Genomic DNA, 15,333 nt, shown 5'->3' with positions numbered 1-15,333 from the left:
ATGAGGAGGAGCAATGCGATTACTCGACACGTTAGCCGGTGCCACTCCCAGCATGTCCAGATTGACCCTGAGTCTGGCCACCACGCCGGAAGAAGTCCGAGAAGTCCAACGGTTGCGCTACAAGGTCTTCATCGAAGCGATGGGACTGTCGGCGCTGGAAAATCCGGATGGGCTCGATCGCGACGAATTCGATTCCTATTGTGATCATCTGATTGTTCGCGACGCCCGCTCGCTGGATGTGGTCGGAACTTACCGGGTGATGAGCCCCCACGCTGCCCGCAAGATGGGTCAATATTATTCGGAGCAGGAATTCGACCTGAGCCGCCTCGATAATTTGCGCCCCCGTATTGCCGAAGCCGGCCGCGCCTGTATCCATCCCGACTATCGCAGTGGCGGCGTGATCATGCTGTTGTGGACCGGGCTGGCCGCATTCATGAAGAGAGAACAGTGCGAATACCTGATCGGTTGCGCCAGCATCAGTCTTGCCGATGGCGGGCACAATGCCGCCGCGCTGTTTCACTCCCTCTCGGCCAGTAACCTGGCGCCCACAGAATATCGCGTGACGCCGCATCTGCCGTTCCCGATCGATGATCGCGAACAAGGCCACACACCGCAGGTCCCGCCGCTGCTGAAGGGCTATCTGCGCAGCGGCGCCTGGGTGTGCGGTGAGCCGGCCTGGGATCCTGATTTTCATAGCGCCGATTTGTTCATGCTGTTGCCATTGGCGAAGCTCGACAGTCGTTACGCGCGACACTACCTTGGTGCATCGAGGCCGGCATGAAGCCGCGCGACCAGTTTCTTGATAGTGAATTTTCCGAGCCCAAAGGCGGCGGCAAACGCAATATCGTTCGCTTCCGCACGATCTGGATTTCGGACGTGCATCTTGGAACGACTGGCTGCCAGGCGGGACGGTTGCTTGAATTCCTGCGTGCGACGGAATCGGACACCCTGTACCTGGTCGGAGACATCATCGACGGATGGCAGCTTAAGCGTCGCTGGTACTGGGATCAAATTCACAACAATGTCGTCCAGACCGTTCTCAAGAAGGCGCGCAAGGGGACCAACGTCATTTTCGTCCCGGGCAATCACGATGAGGCAATCCGTCAGTTCATCGACGTCGATTTTGGCGGCATCAAGGTGCGTGACGAGCTGGTCCACACCACCGCACTGGGCAAGCGCATGCTGGTGCTGCACGGTGACCGTTTCGATGGCGTCATTGCCTGCGCAAAGTGGCTGGCGTACCTTGGTGACAGCATGTACACGGTGATTCTCAAGTTCAACCAATGGCTCAATAGCTGGCGCGCCCGCGTCGGACTCCCGTATTGGTCGTTGTCACAGTATCTCAAGCTGAAGGTCAAGAACGCGGTCAGCTATATTTCGTCGTTCGAGGGCGCTTTGGCTGCAGAAGCCAAGAAGCGCGGGCTGGACGGCGTCATCTGCGGGCATATTCACAAGCCCGAAATCCGGGAAATTGATGGCGTGCTGTATTGCAACGATGGCGACTGGGTGGAAAGCCTGTCGGCGCTGGTGGAAGACGCGAGCGGCCAGTTGCGACTGGTCACGTGGCAGGAAATCCTGCTTGAACATGATCGCCTGCAATCGCTGTCGCAAGGCAGTCGCCATGCGACGACGTTGTGAACCGATTTTGCACGCCTCGCGCGGGCACGCATGCGGATGCGCGCATTTTTCGTGCTAAGATTTGCCAAACTGACGGCGGCGCTTAATAACGCGATGGCGTCTTTCCCCAGTACCAAGAAAAGGAATTCGGAAATGACACCGCGAACTACGACCACCTACTGGACGCATAACTAGTCAGGTCTTTTTCGTTGATGAGCTACCGAAAAAGCGCGACTGGATCGCGTTTTTTTTCGCCCGAATTTTCCTGAAAATTTCATTCAATCTGACTGCGGCAGGCACGGCGCAGGTCATGGAGTAAAACATGCTTTCGATTCGCCTTCCTGATGGTTCCCAGCGACAATTCGAGCAACCTGTCACGGTTGCGCAGGTCGCTGCCAGTATAGGCGCCGGATTGGCCAAGGCAGCGCTGGCCGGAAAGGTGGATGGCAAGGTCGTCGACACATCTTTCGTAATTGACCACGACGCAGAGCTGGCGATCATTACCGACAAAGATCCCGAAGGTCTCGATGTGATTCGCCATTCGACAGCACATCTTCTGGCCTACGCCGTCAAGGAACTGTTCCCGGAGGCGCAAGTGACGATCGGGCCGGTCATCGAGAACGGCTTCTATTACGATTTCTCCTACAAGCGCCCGTTCACACCGGAAGATCTGGTTGCCATTGAAAAGAAAATGGTTGAGCTGGCGAAGAAGGACGAGCCTGTTACCCGCCAGGTGATGGGGCGCGATGAGGCAATCGCGTATTTCCAGTCGCTGGGCGAAGCTTACAAGGCAGAGCTGATCGGTTCGATTCCCGCTGATCAGGAGGTGTCGTTGTACACCGAAGGAAAATTCACTGACCTTTGTCGCGGTCCCCATGTGCCTTCCACCGGCAAGCTGAAAGTGTTCAAGCTGATGAAGCTGGCCGGTGCCTATTGGCGCGGTGATTCGAAAAATGAAATGCTGCAGCGTATCTATGGAACGGCCTGGGCGAGGAAGGAAGATCAGGAGGCGCATCTTCACATGCTGGAGGAAGCAGAAAAGCGCGATCACCGAAAGCTGGGTCGTTTGCTCGACCTGTTCCATTTTCAGGAAGAAGCGCCAGGCATGATTTTCTGGCACCCGAAAGGCTGGTCGGTGTGGCAGCAAGTCGAGCAGTACATGCGCAGGGTTTATCAGGATAATGGCTACCAGGAAGTCAAGGCGCCACAAATTCTGGACATCAGCCTGTGGGAAAAATCGGGACATTGGGAGAACTACAAGGAAAACATGTTCACCACCGACTCGGAAAACCGGTCGTATGCGTTGAAGCCAATGAATTGCCCCGGGCATGTCCAGATTTTCTGCTCCGACATGCGCTCTTACCGCGACCTGCCGCTGCGTTATGGCGAGTTCGGGCAGTGTCACCGTAACGAACCCTCAGGCTCGTTGCACGGCATCATGCGGGTACGCGGATTTACGCAGGACGACGGACACATCTTCTGCACGGAAGATCAGATCCTCGAGGAGTGCGTCGCCTACACCGCTCTGCTTCACAAGGTCTATGCGGACTTCGGATTCGCCAGCATCACCTACAAAGTTGCGACCCGCCCTGACAAGCGCGTCGGTTCCGACGAGGCTTGGGACAAGGCGGAAACTGCGCTGATCGAATCGTTGAAGCGATCGGGTTGCGCTTTCGAAATCTCACCGGGTGAGGGCGCATTCTATGGTCCGAAAATTGAATACACGCTGACCGACGCGATCGGCCGGATGTGGCAATGCGGCACGATGCAGGTTGATTTCTCGATGCCGATCCGCCTTGGCGCGGAATACGTCGCTGAGGACAACAGCAGGAAAGTGCCGGTAATGTTGCATCGGGCTATTTTGGGTTCGTTCGAACGCTTCATCGGCATGTTGATCGAAAACTATTCGGGTGCCTTGCCAATATGGCTGGCACCGGTACAGGTGGTGGTTCTTAACATCTCCGAAGGTCAGGCCGACTATGCGCAAGGAATCGCACAAAACCTGAAGAAACAAGGGTTTAGGGTGCAGCTCGATTTGCGCAACGAGAAAATAACCTATAAAATACGCGAGCATTCCGTCCAGAAGGTTCCATACATCGTCGTCATTGGCGACAAGGAGCGGGATGCAGGTACGGTGGCCGTGCGTGCGCGGGGCAATGTCGATCTCGGTGTAATGCCGGTTGACACACTGGTTGAGCGCCTCGTCAATGAGGTGGAAACCAAAGCCTGATCGGAATTCCGAGTCGCGATAGCACGGCTTAATCATTTGATTTTAAAAGGAAATTACAATAGCTACTGACAAATCCCATCGCATCAACGGTGAAATTACAGCGCCCGAGTTGCGTTTGAGTGGGGTAGAGAACGAAGCACTTGGTATCGTGACTCTGGCCGAAGCCTTCCGCATGGCGGAAGAGGCAAACGTCGATCTGGTTGAAATTGCGCCTACTGCGCAACCGCCGGTCGCACGCCTGATGGACTACGGCAAGTTCAAGTACCAGGAGCAGAAGAAGGCCCACGAAGCGAAGTTGAAGCAAAAGATCATTCTGGTCAAGGAAGTGAAGTTCCGTCCTGGCACCGATGATGGCGACTACGGCATCAAGCTTCGTAACCTGATCAAATTCCTTGATGATGGTGACAAAACCAAGATCACGCTGCGCTTCCGCGGCCGCGAGATGGCGCATCAGGATATCGGTGTACGGATGCTCGAACGCCTGAAGCTTGATCTTGAGCCATATGGTCAGGTTGAGCAGTGGCCGAAGATGGAAGGGCGTCAGATGATCATGATCCTGGCGCCAAAGAAGAAGAAGTAATCGAATTCGTACCGATTTGCCTGCGATGGCAAATCTGCACAATAGCGTCGGACTCGATTCCGACGCATGACAAGTGAGAGCAGGCATCCAAGCGTAACGAAAATGTTGCCACCTGCAATCATGTTAAAAATGGAGCTGTCCACAGGACAGAGCTGCTATGCCTAAAATGAAAACGAAAAGCGCCGCCAAAAAGCGCTTCCGCGTCCGTCCGGGTGGTACTGTTAAGCGCGGTTCCGCGTTTAAACGTCACATTCTGACCAAGAAAACCACGAAAACCAAACGTCAATTGCGCGGTGCCAAAGAAGTCCATGCCACAAACATGGTTTCGGTGCGCGCGATGATGCCGTTCGCTTAACCTCACACTCAAATTTAAGGAGTTACTATGCCTAGAGTAAAACGTGGGGTCACAGCACGGGCCCGCCATAAGAAAGTCCTCGACCAAGCCAAAGGCTATCGCGGACGTCGCAGTAAAGTCTATCGGATCGCCAAGCAAGCAGTTATGCGTGCTGGTCAGTATGCATATCGTGATCGCCGCAATAAAAAGCGTGTCTTCCGTGCACTGTGGATTACGCGTATCAACGCGGCGTCCCGCGAGCATGGCATGACCTATAGCGTATTCATGAACGGTCTGAAGCGCGCTTCGATTGGTCTGGACCGCAAGGTTCTGGCTGATATGGCAGTGATGGACAAGCCGGCATTTGCCGCCATTGTCAATCAGGTGAAAGCCAACTTCGCCGCGTAATCGTATTTGGAGTACGGGTCGCCTATCGGCGGCCCATCTGGCGGGGCAGAGGTTTAAGACCTGTGCCCCGTTTTATTTTTGCCGTCATTTTCAGTCCATTTTTTCCTCAACGGGAAACCGCGCATGAACTCCCTCGAACAACTCGTCGTACAAGCCGAAGCTGATTTCAAAGAAGCGCCCGACGCGGCTGCACTTGAAAACGCGAAAGCAAAATATCTTGGTAAAACCGGCCAAATTACCGAGCAAATGAAAAGCCTCGGCAAGCTCGCACCAGATGAACGCAAAGTGCAGGGCGCAATCATCAATGCGGCAAAAGAAAAAATTGAATTCGCGCTGACTTCGCGACGCGACGCCCTTTCCGACGCGCAATTGCAGGCGAGGCTTGCCGCTGAGTCGATCGATGTTACTTTGCCCGGACGAGGGCGAGGCATGGGCGGCATTCACCCGGTCATGCGCACATGGGAACGCGTCCAAGCAATTTTTTCGTCGATTGGCTTTGATGTTGCCGACGGTCCGGAAATCGAAACCGACTGGACCAATTTTACGGCGCTTAACAGCCCGGAGAACCATCCTGCGCGCTCAATGCAGGATACGTTTTATATCGATGGTGACGATACCCAGGGCAAGCCGTTGCTGCTGCGCACGCACACGAGCCCAATGCAAGTGCGGTACGCGCGCATGAACAAACCGCCGATCAAGGTCATTGCGCCAGGGCGTACCTATCGCGTCGACAGCGATGCGACCCATTCGCCGATGTTTCATCAGGTAGAAGGACTCTGGATTGCCGAAGACATCAGCTTTGCTGACCTAAAAGGCGTGTACCTCAATTTTGTCAAAGCCTTTTTTGAGACTGATAACCTTCAGGTGCGCTTTCGGCCCTCCTATTTCCCCTTTACCGAGCCTTCAGCGGAGATTGATATTGCCTTTGGAAGCGGTCCATTGAAAGGGCGTTGGCTCGAAGTGTCGGGCGCAGGGCAAGTTCACCCGGATGTGGTACGGAATATGGGCCTCGATCCAGAGCAGTTTATTGGTTTCGCGTTCGGATCTGGTCTTGAACGTCTCACGATGCTGAGGTACGGCATTAGCGATCTCCGACTGTTTTACGAGGGCGATTTACGTTTCCTCAAACAATTCAACTAATAAACCTGCCGCGGGAACAGCGAATGACATGTCATTTGCCAAATACCGCCTGATTGATGCGACGCGTGTCGCCTGAAGGTATTTCCATGCAATTCTCTGAAAGCTGGCTTCGTACGATGGTGGATCCGACAATGAGTTCGGATGAATTGTCGCATTTGCTGACCATGTCGGGCCTTGAAGTTGAGGGTGTCGAACCGGTTGCACCTCCATTTTCCAACGTCGTCGTTGGCGCCGTCCTCGAGCTTGCGCGCCATCCAAATGCCGATCGGCTCAATGTCTGCAAGGTGGATGTCGGCAGTGGTACACCACTGAATATCGTTTGCGGCGCGCCCAATGTGCGGGCAGGAATGAAAGTCGCTTGCGCCATGGTTGGCGCGGTGCTGCCACCGGGCGACGATGGCAAGGTCTTTGAAATAAAGGTCGGACAGTTGCGGGGCGTCGAGTCGCAGGGCATGCTGTGTTCCGCGAAAGAGCTCAAACTCTCCGAGGAGCAAGGCGGACTGCTTGATTTGCCGCAGGATGCGCCGGTCGGCCAGAATGTTCGTGACTATCTTCAACTCAATGACCTGAAGTTCACAATCAAATTAACGCCAAACAAGGCGGATTGTCTGTCCGTACTGGGAGTCGCGCGCGAAGTCGCTGCGCTGACCGGAACGACACTGGTCATGCCGTCGTACGAAAAAGCGCCGGTTGATCTCGACGAGATATTGCCTGTAACGGTTGCTGCTCCCGATCTCTGCGGCAGGTTTTCCGGACGTGTCATTCGCGGCCTGAATGCTCGCGCACCAACCCCCAACTGGATGAAGCAACGCCTTGAGCGCAGTGGGCAACGGTCGATTTCGGCATTGGTCGACATTTCCAATTTCGTCATGCTTGAGCTCGGCCAACCAAGTCATGTGTTTGATCTTGCCAAAATTCACGGCGGATTGCAGGTTCGCTGGGGGCGGCCCGGCGAGTCTCTGAAACTGCTGAATGGCAATACTGTCGCGGTCGACGAATGGGTCGGCGTAATCGCCGATGACCATGCCCTGGAATCCCTCGCCGGCATCATGGGCGGGGATGCGACGTCGGTATCGCTGGATACCGAGGACATTTATCTTGAGGTTGCCTTCTGGTGGCCAGGTGCCATCCAGGGTCGCTCGCGACGATTCAATTTCTCAACCGATGCGGGCCATCGGTTTGAACGCGGGGTTGACTTCGCCACAACGGTGTCGAGCATCGAACGTATCACAGCGTTACTGATCGAAATTTGTGGCCAACCCGGCAAGACGAAGGTTGGACCAGTATCCGATCAAATACTCGATTTGCCGAAGCGCCTCCCCGTGACACTGCGTACCGAACGCGCCAGCAAGGTAATTGGGGTTCCCTTCGTTGACGCCGAGATTGCCGATATATTTTCCCGGCTGGGTTTCCAGTATTCGCACACACCAGGGCTGTTTGCGGTGACCCCACCTTCCTTCCGGTTCGACATGGAAATCGAAGAAGATTTGATCGAAGAAGTGGCGCGCGTGTTTGGCTTCGAAAACATTCCGGCGTTGCCTCCCGTTGCCGCCAGTGCCATGCTAATCGCACCGGAAGCCAGCCGGTCGCTGTTTACCGTGCGGCGTCAAATTGCTGACATGGATTACCAGGAAGTTATTAATTTCAGTTTTGTCGATGAAGCCTGGGAGCGCGACTTTGCCGGCAACGACGCCCCAATTAAACTGCGAAATCCGATTGCCAACCAGCTTGGCGTGATGCGGACCACGCTCATCGGCAGTCTTGTTGCCAATGTTAAATATAACCTCAATCGTAAAGTGAGCAGGGTGCGAATCTTTGAGATTGGTGCGGTGTATTTGCGCGATTCCGCCGTGGTGGATGGCCCCCTGAGCGTGGCCGGCTACGCGCAACCGAAGCGCCTGTCGGCACTGGCCTATGGCCCGGTGTGTGATGAGCAATGGGGTTTGGCTGCTCGACCTGTCGACTATTTCGATATCAAAGCAGACCTTGAAGCACTGATGGCCCCGAATGCACTGCAATTTGTTCCAGCTCAGCACCCGGCATTGCACCCCGGGCGCTCGGCGACCATAGTGGTTAAAGGCGTGAACGTTGGGTTCATTGGCGAGCTGCATCCACGTTTGCAGCAACGCTATGAATTGCCATTGCCTCCGGTGGTCTTTGAAATCGATACGGCAATTCTGCAGGAGCGTTCGTTGCCGGAATTTGTGGAGATTTCCAGGTTTCCGGCAGTGACGCGCGACCTGGCAGTTGTTGTCGATCAGGCCATTTCCGCTCAGACTTTGATTGACGAATTCAACGAGCAAAAACGCGCTAACCCAGTATGCAATGTGTTGCAAGCCATTGTTTTATTTGATGAATATCGCGGCGCAGGATTGCCATACGGCCAGAAAAGTCTTGCATTCCGATTCACGTTACAAGATACTCAAAGTACATTGCAGGACGAAAGAGTTGACGCCGCCATGTCTGCGTTTCTCTCTGCCGTCGATAAGAAGCATGGCGCAAGATTGCGTACATAGAGCAGGCCGGGAGCAAAATCATGAACGACGTTAACTCTGCAGAATTTCAGTCTGTCTTGAGTGCTGATCTCACCCGCGCAATGCTGGAGGCCCAGATTCGCACACAGGCCGAGGGTGAGCTTCCTACACTGACGAAGGCGGAACTTGCTGAGCTGTTGTTCGAGCAGGTCGGTCTGAACAAGCGTGAAGCAAAGGATATGGTCGAAACCTTTTTTGATGAAATTCGGAATGCGCTCGAGCGTGGTGAAGCCGTCAAGCTCTCTGGTTTTGGAAATTTTCAATTGCGGGACAAACCGCAACGCCCCGGCAGGAACCCGAAGACGGGCGAAGAGATCCCTATAACCGCACGACGAGTCGTCACCTTTCATGCCAGTCAGAAGCTCAAAGGGATGGTCGAAAATTCGAGCACTGAATCACTGGTAAGCGTTGCCTAATCCGATCCAATGAACGACCGCTCCAATAAGTCCGACCTGATCGTACTCCCACTGATCCCCGCAAAGCGCTATTTCACGATTGGCGAAGTCAGCGAATTATGTGGCGTTAAACCGCATGTGCTGCGTTATTGGGAGCAGGAATTTACCCAGCTTAAGCCGGTCAAGCGCCGGGGAAACCGACGGTATTATCAGCACCACGAGGTGCTTTTGATTCGGCGTATTCGCGAGCTTCTTTATGAGCAAGGCTTTACGATCAGTGGCGCCCGCAACAAGCTTGATTCCCGAATTACTGGCCTCGATGCGGGCGCCGAAGGGATCGACGAAAGCGGATTGGTGGACATGCGTTTTTCTGAAATTCGGGCCGAGCTTTTTGAAATTCTCGGCTTGCTGAAAAAGTAGTCTGTCTCAACACCCCGGTCGAATGGGTTGAAAGCTCTCTAGTTTTTTCTGTGCCTTTTTTCCGCCTTGCAATTCAATGTGCTGATCAGCTTTCCATCCGGGGAGACTGTCTCCAGATGTACGTCAAATCCCCACAACCGCGCCACATGTTTCAGCACCTCATCAGCCTGTTGATTGAGCGGGCGGCGCTGAAATTGCGCATGCCGAAGCGTGAGTGCGCGATCGCCATGGGTGTCAACCGCCCAAACCTGAATATTTGGTTCCCTGTCACCGAGATTGTATTGATTTGCAAGGCGTTGCCGAACATGGCGATATCCCGCTTCGTCGTGAATCGCTGAAATCTGCAACTTGTCTTCCTTGTCATCGTCCAGAACCGCAAAGAAATGGAAGTCACGAATCAGTTTTGGTGACAAGTATTGGGCAATAAAGCTTTCATCCTTGAAGTTGCGCATCGCGAAGTCCAACGCAATGCGCCAATCGCTGCCTGCGATGTCGGGAAACCATTGTCGGTCCTCCTCAGTGGGGCTTTCACAAATTCTCCGGATATCGCGCATCATTGCAAAACCCAGGGCATAGGGGTTTATGCCATTGAAGTAGGGACTGTGAATTGATGGTTGATAGATGACATTCGTATGGCTCTGAAGAAATTCCATCATGAAGCCATTCCCGACCACGCCCTCATCGTAGAGTTGGTTCAGTATCGTGTCGTGCCAGAAGGTCGCCCAACCCTCGTTCATTACCTGCGTCTGGCGTTGCGGATGAAAATACTGCGAGATCTTCCTTGTGATTCGCACGATTTCCCGCTCCCAAGGCTCCAGCAGAGGCGCGTATTTTTCAATGAAATAGAGCAAATTCTCCTGCGGTTCTGATGGGAAGCGGGCAGGCAATTTGTCGGCCTCTTCCTCTTCGCGTCGCGGAAGGGTGCGCCACAGGTGGTTTACTTGCGACTGCAAATACGCCTCGCGCTCCTCTTGGCGCGCGTACTCTTTTTCAAGCGACAGTTTTGCCGGGCGTTTATAGCGATCAACGCCATAATTTTGCAGCGCATGACATGAGTCAAGAATCAATTCAACAGCTTCGATGCCATGACGACGCTCACATTCGGCAATGTAATTTCGCGCAAACAACATGTAATCAACAATGGCCTCCGCGTCTGTCCAGGCACGGAACAGATAATTTCCCTTAAAGAAGGAATTGTGGCCATAGGCGGCGTGCGCGATGACCAGAGCCTGCATGGTCAAGCTGTTTTCCTCCATCAAATAGGCAATGCATGGATCCGAATTGATGACGATTTCGTAGGCTAATCCCATCTGCCCTCGGCGATAGCCTTTTTCCGTGGAGAGGAAATGTTTTCCAAATGACCAGTGATGATATGAAACGGGCATGCCAACTGACGCATAGGCGTCCATCATCTGCTCTGCACTGATGATCTCCAATTGGTTGGTATAGGTGTCAAGCCCGAAATTTCCCGCAACCCTGCGAATTTCGTCATGAATCCGATCAATTAACTCGAAGGTCCATTCTGACTGTTCGGGCAATTTGTAGGGGGCCACGTGGGCAACGTCAGCTTTGCGGTTCATCGCTTCACCTGTTTGCGAAACAGCTCGCGAAACACTGGATAAATGTCCGTTGGAGAAGCTATTTTCTGCATCGCAAAGTGTCGATGGTAGGCCGGAATTTGCGCATATTCCTGCCAAAGATTCTGAGGCGCGCCATCAGTGATCTCAACGTAGGCATAGTACTGAACCGCCGGCATGACGGTTTCGATCATGAGTCGCCGGCAATTGATGGAGTCGCTGTCCCAATTGTCGCCATCGGAAGCCTGTGCGACATAGCTGTTCCAATCAGTGCTGGCGTAGCGCTCTCGCATGATCTTGGTAAGTAGATGCAGGGCCGAAGACACCACCGTTCCACCTGACTCCCGCGAATGAAAAAAATCGTGTTCGTCCACTTCCATTGCTGTGATGTGATGCCGAATGAATACGACGTCGATTTTTTCATAAGCGCGTGTCAAGAATAGGTAGAGGAGAATAAAGAACCGCTTCGCGGTGTCCTTTTTCTGCTCATCCATCGAGCCAGATACATCCATGATGCAGAACATCACAGCCTGGCTGGAGGGTTTCGGAACTTTTATTCGATTGCTATAGCGCAAGTCGAAGGGATCAATAAACGGAATCGCCAGTAGCCGGGTGCGCAAATGATGAATCTCCCGTTTCAACTCTGCGATGCGTAAATCGTTACGAGGCCTCGCATCCTCCAGCTGCTCAAGCTCGGACTCTGCGGCACGCAACAGTTTGCGCGACGCACCACCCACTGCAATACGCCGACCCAATGCACCACGCAATGAACGCAGGACATGGATATTTGAAGGCGTACCCGACATGTTGTATCCGGCACGGGCAGATTTGAAGTCCTTCGTCGAGGTGAGTTGCGTCTTTACGAGGTTAGGCAATTCAAGGTCTTCAAAGAAGTAATTCATGAATTCTTCTTTGGTAAGCTCGAACATGAAATCGTCCTCGCCAGTTTGATCGCTGTTGCCGGCTTTTCCCTGCCCCGAGCCAGCGCCGCCTTCTGGACGCTCGACTTCATCACCCTTTAAATATTCCCGATTTCCTGGGCGTACCGTTTCCCATACTCCCCCATGGGCGTGGCCGAAATTTGGCTCATTTACGTCCTTGACCGGAATCGAAACTTTCTCACCGCTCTCCATATCAGTAATGGAGCGCCCCTTGATTGACCGCGTGACCGCGTCCTTGATCTGACTTTTGTAGCGTCGAAGAAAGCGCTCGCGATTCACCGCAGATTTATTCTTCCCCTGCAAACGTCTATCGATAAGATGAACCAAAATGCACTCCTGCAAATGATCTTATTTCAAGGCGGCTATTACTGACACCGACGACATGCAAGGCGCAGACGTCAAGATGATTTTCGTACCCGCAAATACCACTCGCACAGCAACCGGACCTGCTTCGCTGTGTATCCCTTTTCAACCATTCTTGCGACAAACTCCTGATGCTTGTTGGCGTCATCAGCGCTGCCCTTCGCATTGAAGGAAATGACAGGCAGCAGTTCCTCCGTATTCGAAAACATTTTCTTTTCGATGACCGTACGGAGTTTCTCGTAACTGGTCCATGCCGGATTTTTCCCGCTGTTCTGCGCCCTGGCGCGCAGTACAAAATTAACAATCTCGTTCCGAAAATCTTTTGGGTTTGATATCCCAGCCGGCTTCTCTATTTTTTCCAGTTCCTGATTTAACGAGTTCCGGTCAAAACTTTCGCCCGTGTCCGGGTCCCGGAATTCCTGATCCTGAATCCAGAAATCTGCAAAAGTCACATACCGGTCAAAAATATTCTGGCCGTACTCGGAGTAGCTTTCGAGATACGCCGTTTGTATTTCCTTGCCAATGAACTCGACATAACGCTGTGCCAGGTGCTCTTTGATGTAGGCAAAATATTTTTGTTCAATTTCAGGCGGAAATTGTTCGCGCTCAACCTGTTGTTCAAGCACATACAATAGGTGCACTGGATTGGCAGCCACTTCCGTGGTGTCGAAATTGAAAACCTTGGAAAGAATCTTGAAGGCAAAGCGTGTTGACAGGCCGTTCATGCCCTCATCGACGCCAGCATAATCCGTGTACTCGTGCATGGATTTCGCCTTTGGATCGGTGTCCTTCAGGTTCTCGCCATCGTAAATCAACATCTTGCTGAAAATACTTGAATTTTCTGGTTCCGCAAGTCGCGAAAGGATCGCAAACTGCGCCATCATTTTGAGCGTTCCGGGAGCGCATGGGGCTTGCGCCAGCGACGAGTTTCGCAGCAATTTTTCGTAGATCTTGGTCTCGTCTGTTACACGAAGGCAGTACGGGACCTTGACGATATAAATTCGATCGAGAAAAGCTTCATTGTTCTTGTTGTTCTTGAATGTCTTCCATTCGGACTCGTTTGAATGCGCCAAGATTATGCCGTCAAAGGGGATCGCACCGAAGCCCTCGGTGCCCTTGAAATTCCCTTCTTGGGTTGCGGTCAGGAGGGGATGAAGAACCTTGATTGGTGCCTTGAACATCTCCACGAATTCCATCAATCCCTGGTTTGCCAGACACAATCCCCCCGAATAGCTATATGCGTCCGGGTCGTCCTGCGCATATTCTTCCAGTTTTCGGATGTCCACCTTCCCGACAAGTGATGAAATATCCTGATTATTCTCATCGCCGGGCTCAGTCTTGGAAATCGCGATTTGCTTGAGAATGGAGGGATATCTGCGAACGACCCGGAACTGATTGATGTCTCCGTTCATCTCTTCGAGGCGCTTGACCGCCCATGGGCTTGGGATGGTGCGAAGGTACCGTCGGGGTATGCCGTACTCTTCTTCGAGAATTGCCCCGTCCTCGTCTTCGTTGAACAGCCCAAGCGGGCATTCGTTGACGGGAGATCCCTTGATCGCATAGAACGGCACCTTCTCCATCAGCGATTTCAACTTCTCCGCGATCGACGATTTGCCGCCACCAACCGGACCGAGCAGATACAAGATTTGTTTGCGTTCTTCCAGTCCTTGCGCTGCGTGGCGAAAGTAGGACACGACCTGTTCGATCACTTCCTCAGTGCCGTAGAACTCACGAAATGCCGGATAGATTTTGATGACCTTGTTGGCGAAGATGCGTGACAGACGGGTGTCGTTTCGTGTGTCAACCAGCTCCGGGTCGCCGATCGCCGCGAGCATGCGCTCCGCTGCAGTGGCGTACGTCAGGCGGTCACGTTTGCATAAATCCAAGTACTGTTGCAGGGAGAACTCGTCCTCCCGTGTTCTTTCGTATCGAGCTGCGTAGTTGTCAAAGATTTTCATCAAAATTTCCTTTGAGGTTAGGCCACAAGCAGAAAATTCTCAGGAGCGCGTCGGAGGACTTTCTTGAGCGTGATTAAATAATACGCGCAGTTCAAAGGTGATGTGTCCTTTCTTTCTGCGACAGAAAAATTTGCTTCTCGGTTTCTTGACGCATGACTAAGCATTGCTTTCAAGGCGTCGCCAGAACTGTACGAGCGACCCACGAAGTTGCCGCTCCATGGCTGAAGCAATGGCTCAAATTGCGATCGAAACGCCATCAATTGTTGATGCGCCGCTGAGTGCATTTTCCCAACAGGTTGGCAGCAACCTAACTCGCTCAATTGAGCGGCGACCGCATCAATCCATGGCTTCGAACGGGCGAAATTGGCTGGCGGAAAAGGACACGAATTTCTTCGGGCTTGAACCGGAATCCTGGATGCGGGAATGTTCGTCAAACCGAGGTGCAAAATATTCCTGAAGATGTAGATTTTGCGTGCCGAGATCGATCGATCGAAACTGCTTGCCATCCGCCCCATACTCTTGCTATTGTTCGGCTCCCGTCGAAAGGCGGGCAAGAAGAGGTTGTGGTGCTGGTCGGTTTGTTGTCTGGTTTTGTTACGCGGTACGGTGCGAAATTGGGTAGCGAAAGGGGTTGACGACTGGGTAGCAAAGCAGCATAATCTCATCTCTCCGCTGCAGACAAACAAAACGCTTTGTCTGGTGCATGAAGTAGCGGCGGTCGGTGCAGTTGATCGAAGCCGGTACGGAGTGCGGTAGAAGTTCTTTAACAATTAACAGCCGATAAGTGTGGGCACTTGATGGAAATGCACTGCGGTGACTTCGGTTGCTGCAGACAC

General features: G+C 53.1%; 15 protein-coding genes. 11 read left to right on the top strand and 4 right to left on the bottom strand.

Annotated elements, in window-relative coordinates; translation table 11 throughout:
- Positions 1–13: 13 nt before the first annotated feature.
- The 10 genes from RCH09_RS09055 (at position 14) to RCH09_RS09010 (ending at position 9,658) form a co-directional block, all read left to right on the top strand.
- A complete protein-coding gene (locus tag RCH09_RS09055; RefSeq protein ID WP_326940750.1) occupies positions 14–781 on the top strand; it encodes a GNAT family N-acetyltransferase in 768 nt (255 codons plus the stop codon).
- Positions 778–1,638: a UDP-2,3-diacylglucosamine diphosphatase gene (locus RCH09_RS09050; protein ID WP_326940749.1), complete on the top strand. Its 861-nt coding sequence runs from the start codon at positions 778–780 to the stop codon at positions 1,636–1,638. Before RCH09_RS09055 ends, RCH09_RS09050 begins: the two co-directional genes overlap by 4 nt.
- Positions 1,639–1,939: 301 nt before the next feature.
- Complete coding sequence (gene thrS / locus RCH09_RS09045) at positions 1,940–3,847, top strand: threonine--tRNA ligase (protein WP_326940748.1); 1,908 nt, start codon at positions 1,940–1,942, stop codon at positions 3,845–3,847.
- A gap of 58 nt (positions 3,848–3,905) precedes the next feature.
- Positions 3,906–4,427 (top strand): translation initiation factor IF-3, encoded by a 522-nt coding sequence (gene infC / locus RCH09_RS09040; protein ID WP_326940841.1) that lies wholly within the window; start codon positions 3,906–3,908, stop codon positions 4,425–4,427.
- Between the two features lie 157 nt (positions 4,428–4,584).
- The gene (gene rpmI / locus RCH09_RS09035; RefSeq protein ID WP_326940747.1) at positions 4,585–4,782 is read left to right on the top strand and encodes a 50S ribosomal protein L35; all 198 of its coding nucleotides are present in this window, start codon (positions 4,585–4,587) and stop codon (positions 4,780–4,782) included.
- 27 nt (positions 4,783–4,809) lie between these two features.
- Positions 4,810–5,169 carry a 50S ribosomal protein L20 gene (gene rplT / locus RCH09_RS09030; protein WP_322124708.1) on the top strand — a complete coding sequence of 120 codons (360 nt, stop codon included), beginning with the start codon at positions 4,810–4,812 and terminating at the stop codon, positions 5,167–5,169.
- Positions 5,170–5,292: 123 nt separating this feature from the next.
- Positions 5,293–6,309 carry a phenylalanine--tRNA ligase subunit alpha gene (pheS, locus tag RCH09_RS09025; protein ID WP_326940746.1) on the top strand — a complete coding sequence of 339 codons (1,017 nt, stop codon included), beginning with the start codon at positions 5,293–5,295 and terminating at the stop codon, positions 6,307–6,309.
- An 86-nt stretch (positions 6,310–6,395) separates the two neighbouring features.
- On the top strand, positions 6,396–8,825 hold the full coding sequence (gene pheT / locus RCH09_RS09020) for a phenylalanine--tRNA ligase subunit beta (RefSeq protein WP_326940745.1): 2,430 nt from the start codon (positions 6,396–6,398) through the stop codon (positions 8,823–8,825).
- 20 nt (positions 8,826–8,845) lie between these two features.
- On the top strand, positions 8,846–9,259 hold the full coding sequence (locus RCH09_RS09015) for an integration host factor subunit alpha (RefSeq protein ID WP_326940744.1): 414 nt from the start codon (positions 8,846–8,848) through the stop codon (positions 9,257–9,259).
- Between the two features lie 9 nt (positions 9,260–9,268).
- Positions 9,269–9,658 (top strand): MerR family transcriptional regulator, encoded by a 390-nt coding sequence (locus RCH09_RS09010; protein WP_326940743.1) that lies wholly within the window; start codon positions 9,269–9,271, stop codon positions 9,656–9,658.
- Positions 9,659–9,696: 38 nt separating this feature from the next.
- Here RCH09_RS09010 and RCH09_RS09005 read toward each other — a convergent pair whose 3' ends face one another.
- The 3 genes from RCH09_RS09005 to RCH09_RS08995 form a co-directional block, all read right to left on the bottom strand.
- Positions 9,697–11,238 carry a SpoVR family protein gene (locus RCH09_RS09005; protein ID WP_326940742.1) on the bottom strand — a complete coding sequence of 514 codons (1,542 nt, stop codon included), beginning with the start codon at positions 11,236–11,238 and terminating at the stop codon, positions 9,697–9,699.
- Positions 11,235–12,503 carry a YeaH/YhbH family protein gene (locus RCH09_RS09000; RefSeq protein ID WP_326940741.1) on the bottom strand — a complete coding sequence of 423 codons (1,269 nt, stop codon included), beginning with the start codon at positions 12,501–12,503 and terminating at the stop codon, positions 11,235–11,237. The genes RCH09_RS09005 and RCH09_RS09000 overlap by 4 nt, the downstream gene beginning before the upstream one ends.
- A gap of 71 nt (positions 12,504–12,574) precedes the next feature.
- Entirely contained in the window at positions 12,575–14,497 is a 1,923-nt protein-coding gene (locus tag RCH09_RS08995) for a PrkA family serine protein kinase (RefSeq protein WP_326940740.1), read from the bottom strand.
- A gap of 217 nt (positions 14,498–14,714) precedes the next feature.
- On the opposite strand from RCH09_RS08995, the gene RCH09_RS08990 reads away from it, so the two are divergent.
- Positions 14,715–14,954: a hypothetical protein gene (locus tag RCH09_RS08990; RefSeq protein ID WP_326940739.1), complete on the top strand. Its 240-nt coding sequence runs from the start codon at positions 14,715–14,717 to the stop codon at positions 14,952–14,954.
- A 137-nt stretch (positions 14,955–15,091) separates the two neighbouring features.
- On the opposite strand, the gene RCH09_RS08985 is transcribed toward RCH09_RS08990, so the two are convergent.
- Positions 15,092–15,333, bottom strand: a 242-nt coding sequence (locus tag RCH09_RS08985; protein WP_326940738.1) for a hypothetical protein, incomplete at its 5' end; no start/stop codon positions are given.

Source organism: Actimicrobium sp. GrIS 1.19 (assembly GCF_035984655.1).
GTDB lineage: Bacteria > Pseudomonadota > Gammaproteobacteria > Burkholderiales > Burkholderiaceae_D > Actimicrobium.
This window is presented reverse-complemented; position numbering and strand designations above follow the sequence as displayed.

Coding starts and splice junctions, on each gene's coding strand:
- thrS (WP_326940748.1), top strand. CDS start 1,940: ATGCTTTCGATTCGCCTTCCTGATGGTTCCCAGCGACAATTCGAGCAA.
- RCH09_RS09005 (WP_326940742.1), bottom strand. CDS start 11,238: ATGAACCGCAAAGCTGACGTTGCCCACGTGGCCCCCTACAAATTGCCC.
- RCH09_RS08990 (WP_326940739.1), top strand. CDS start 14,715: ATGGCTGAAGCAATGGCTCAAATTGCGATCGAAACGCCATCAATTGTT.
- RCH09_RS09050 (WP_326940749.1), top strand. CDS start 778: ATGAAGCCGCGCGACCAGTTTCTTGATAGTGAATTTTCCGAGCCCAAA.
- RCH09_RS08995 (WP_326940740.1), bottom strand. CDS start 14,497: ATGAAAATCTTTGACAACTACGCAGCTCGATACGAAAGAACACGGGAG.
- RCH09_RS09010 (WP_326940743.1), top strand. CDS start 9,269: ATGAACGACCGCTCCAATAAGTCCGACCTGATCGTACTCCCACTGATC.
- rplT (WP_322124708.1), top strand. CDS start 4,810: ATGCCTAGAGTAAAACGTGGGGTCACAGCACGGGCCCGCCATAAGAAA.
- rpmI (WP_326940747.1), top strand. CDS start 4,585: ATGCCTAAAATGAAAACGAAAAGCGCCGCCAAAAAGCGCTTCCGCGTC.
- RCH09_RS09015 (WP_326940744.1), top strand. CDS start 8,846: ATGAACGACGTTAACTCTGCAGAATTTCAGTCTGTCTTGAGTGCTGAT.
- pheT (WP_326940745.1), top strand. CDS start 6,396: ATGCAATTCTCTGAAAGCTGGCTTCGTACGATGGTGGATCCGACAATG.
- RCH09_RS09055 (WP_326940750.1), top strand. CDS start 14: ATGCGATTACTCGACACGTTAGCCGGTGCCACTCCCAGCATGTCCAGA.
- pheS (WP_326940746.1), top strand. CDS start 5,293: ATGAACTCCCTCGAACAACTCGTCGTACAAGCCGAAGCTGATTTCAAA.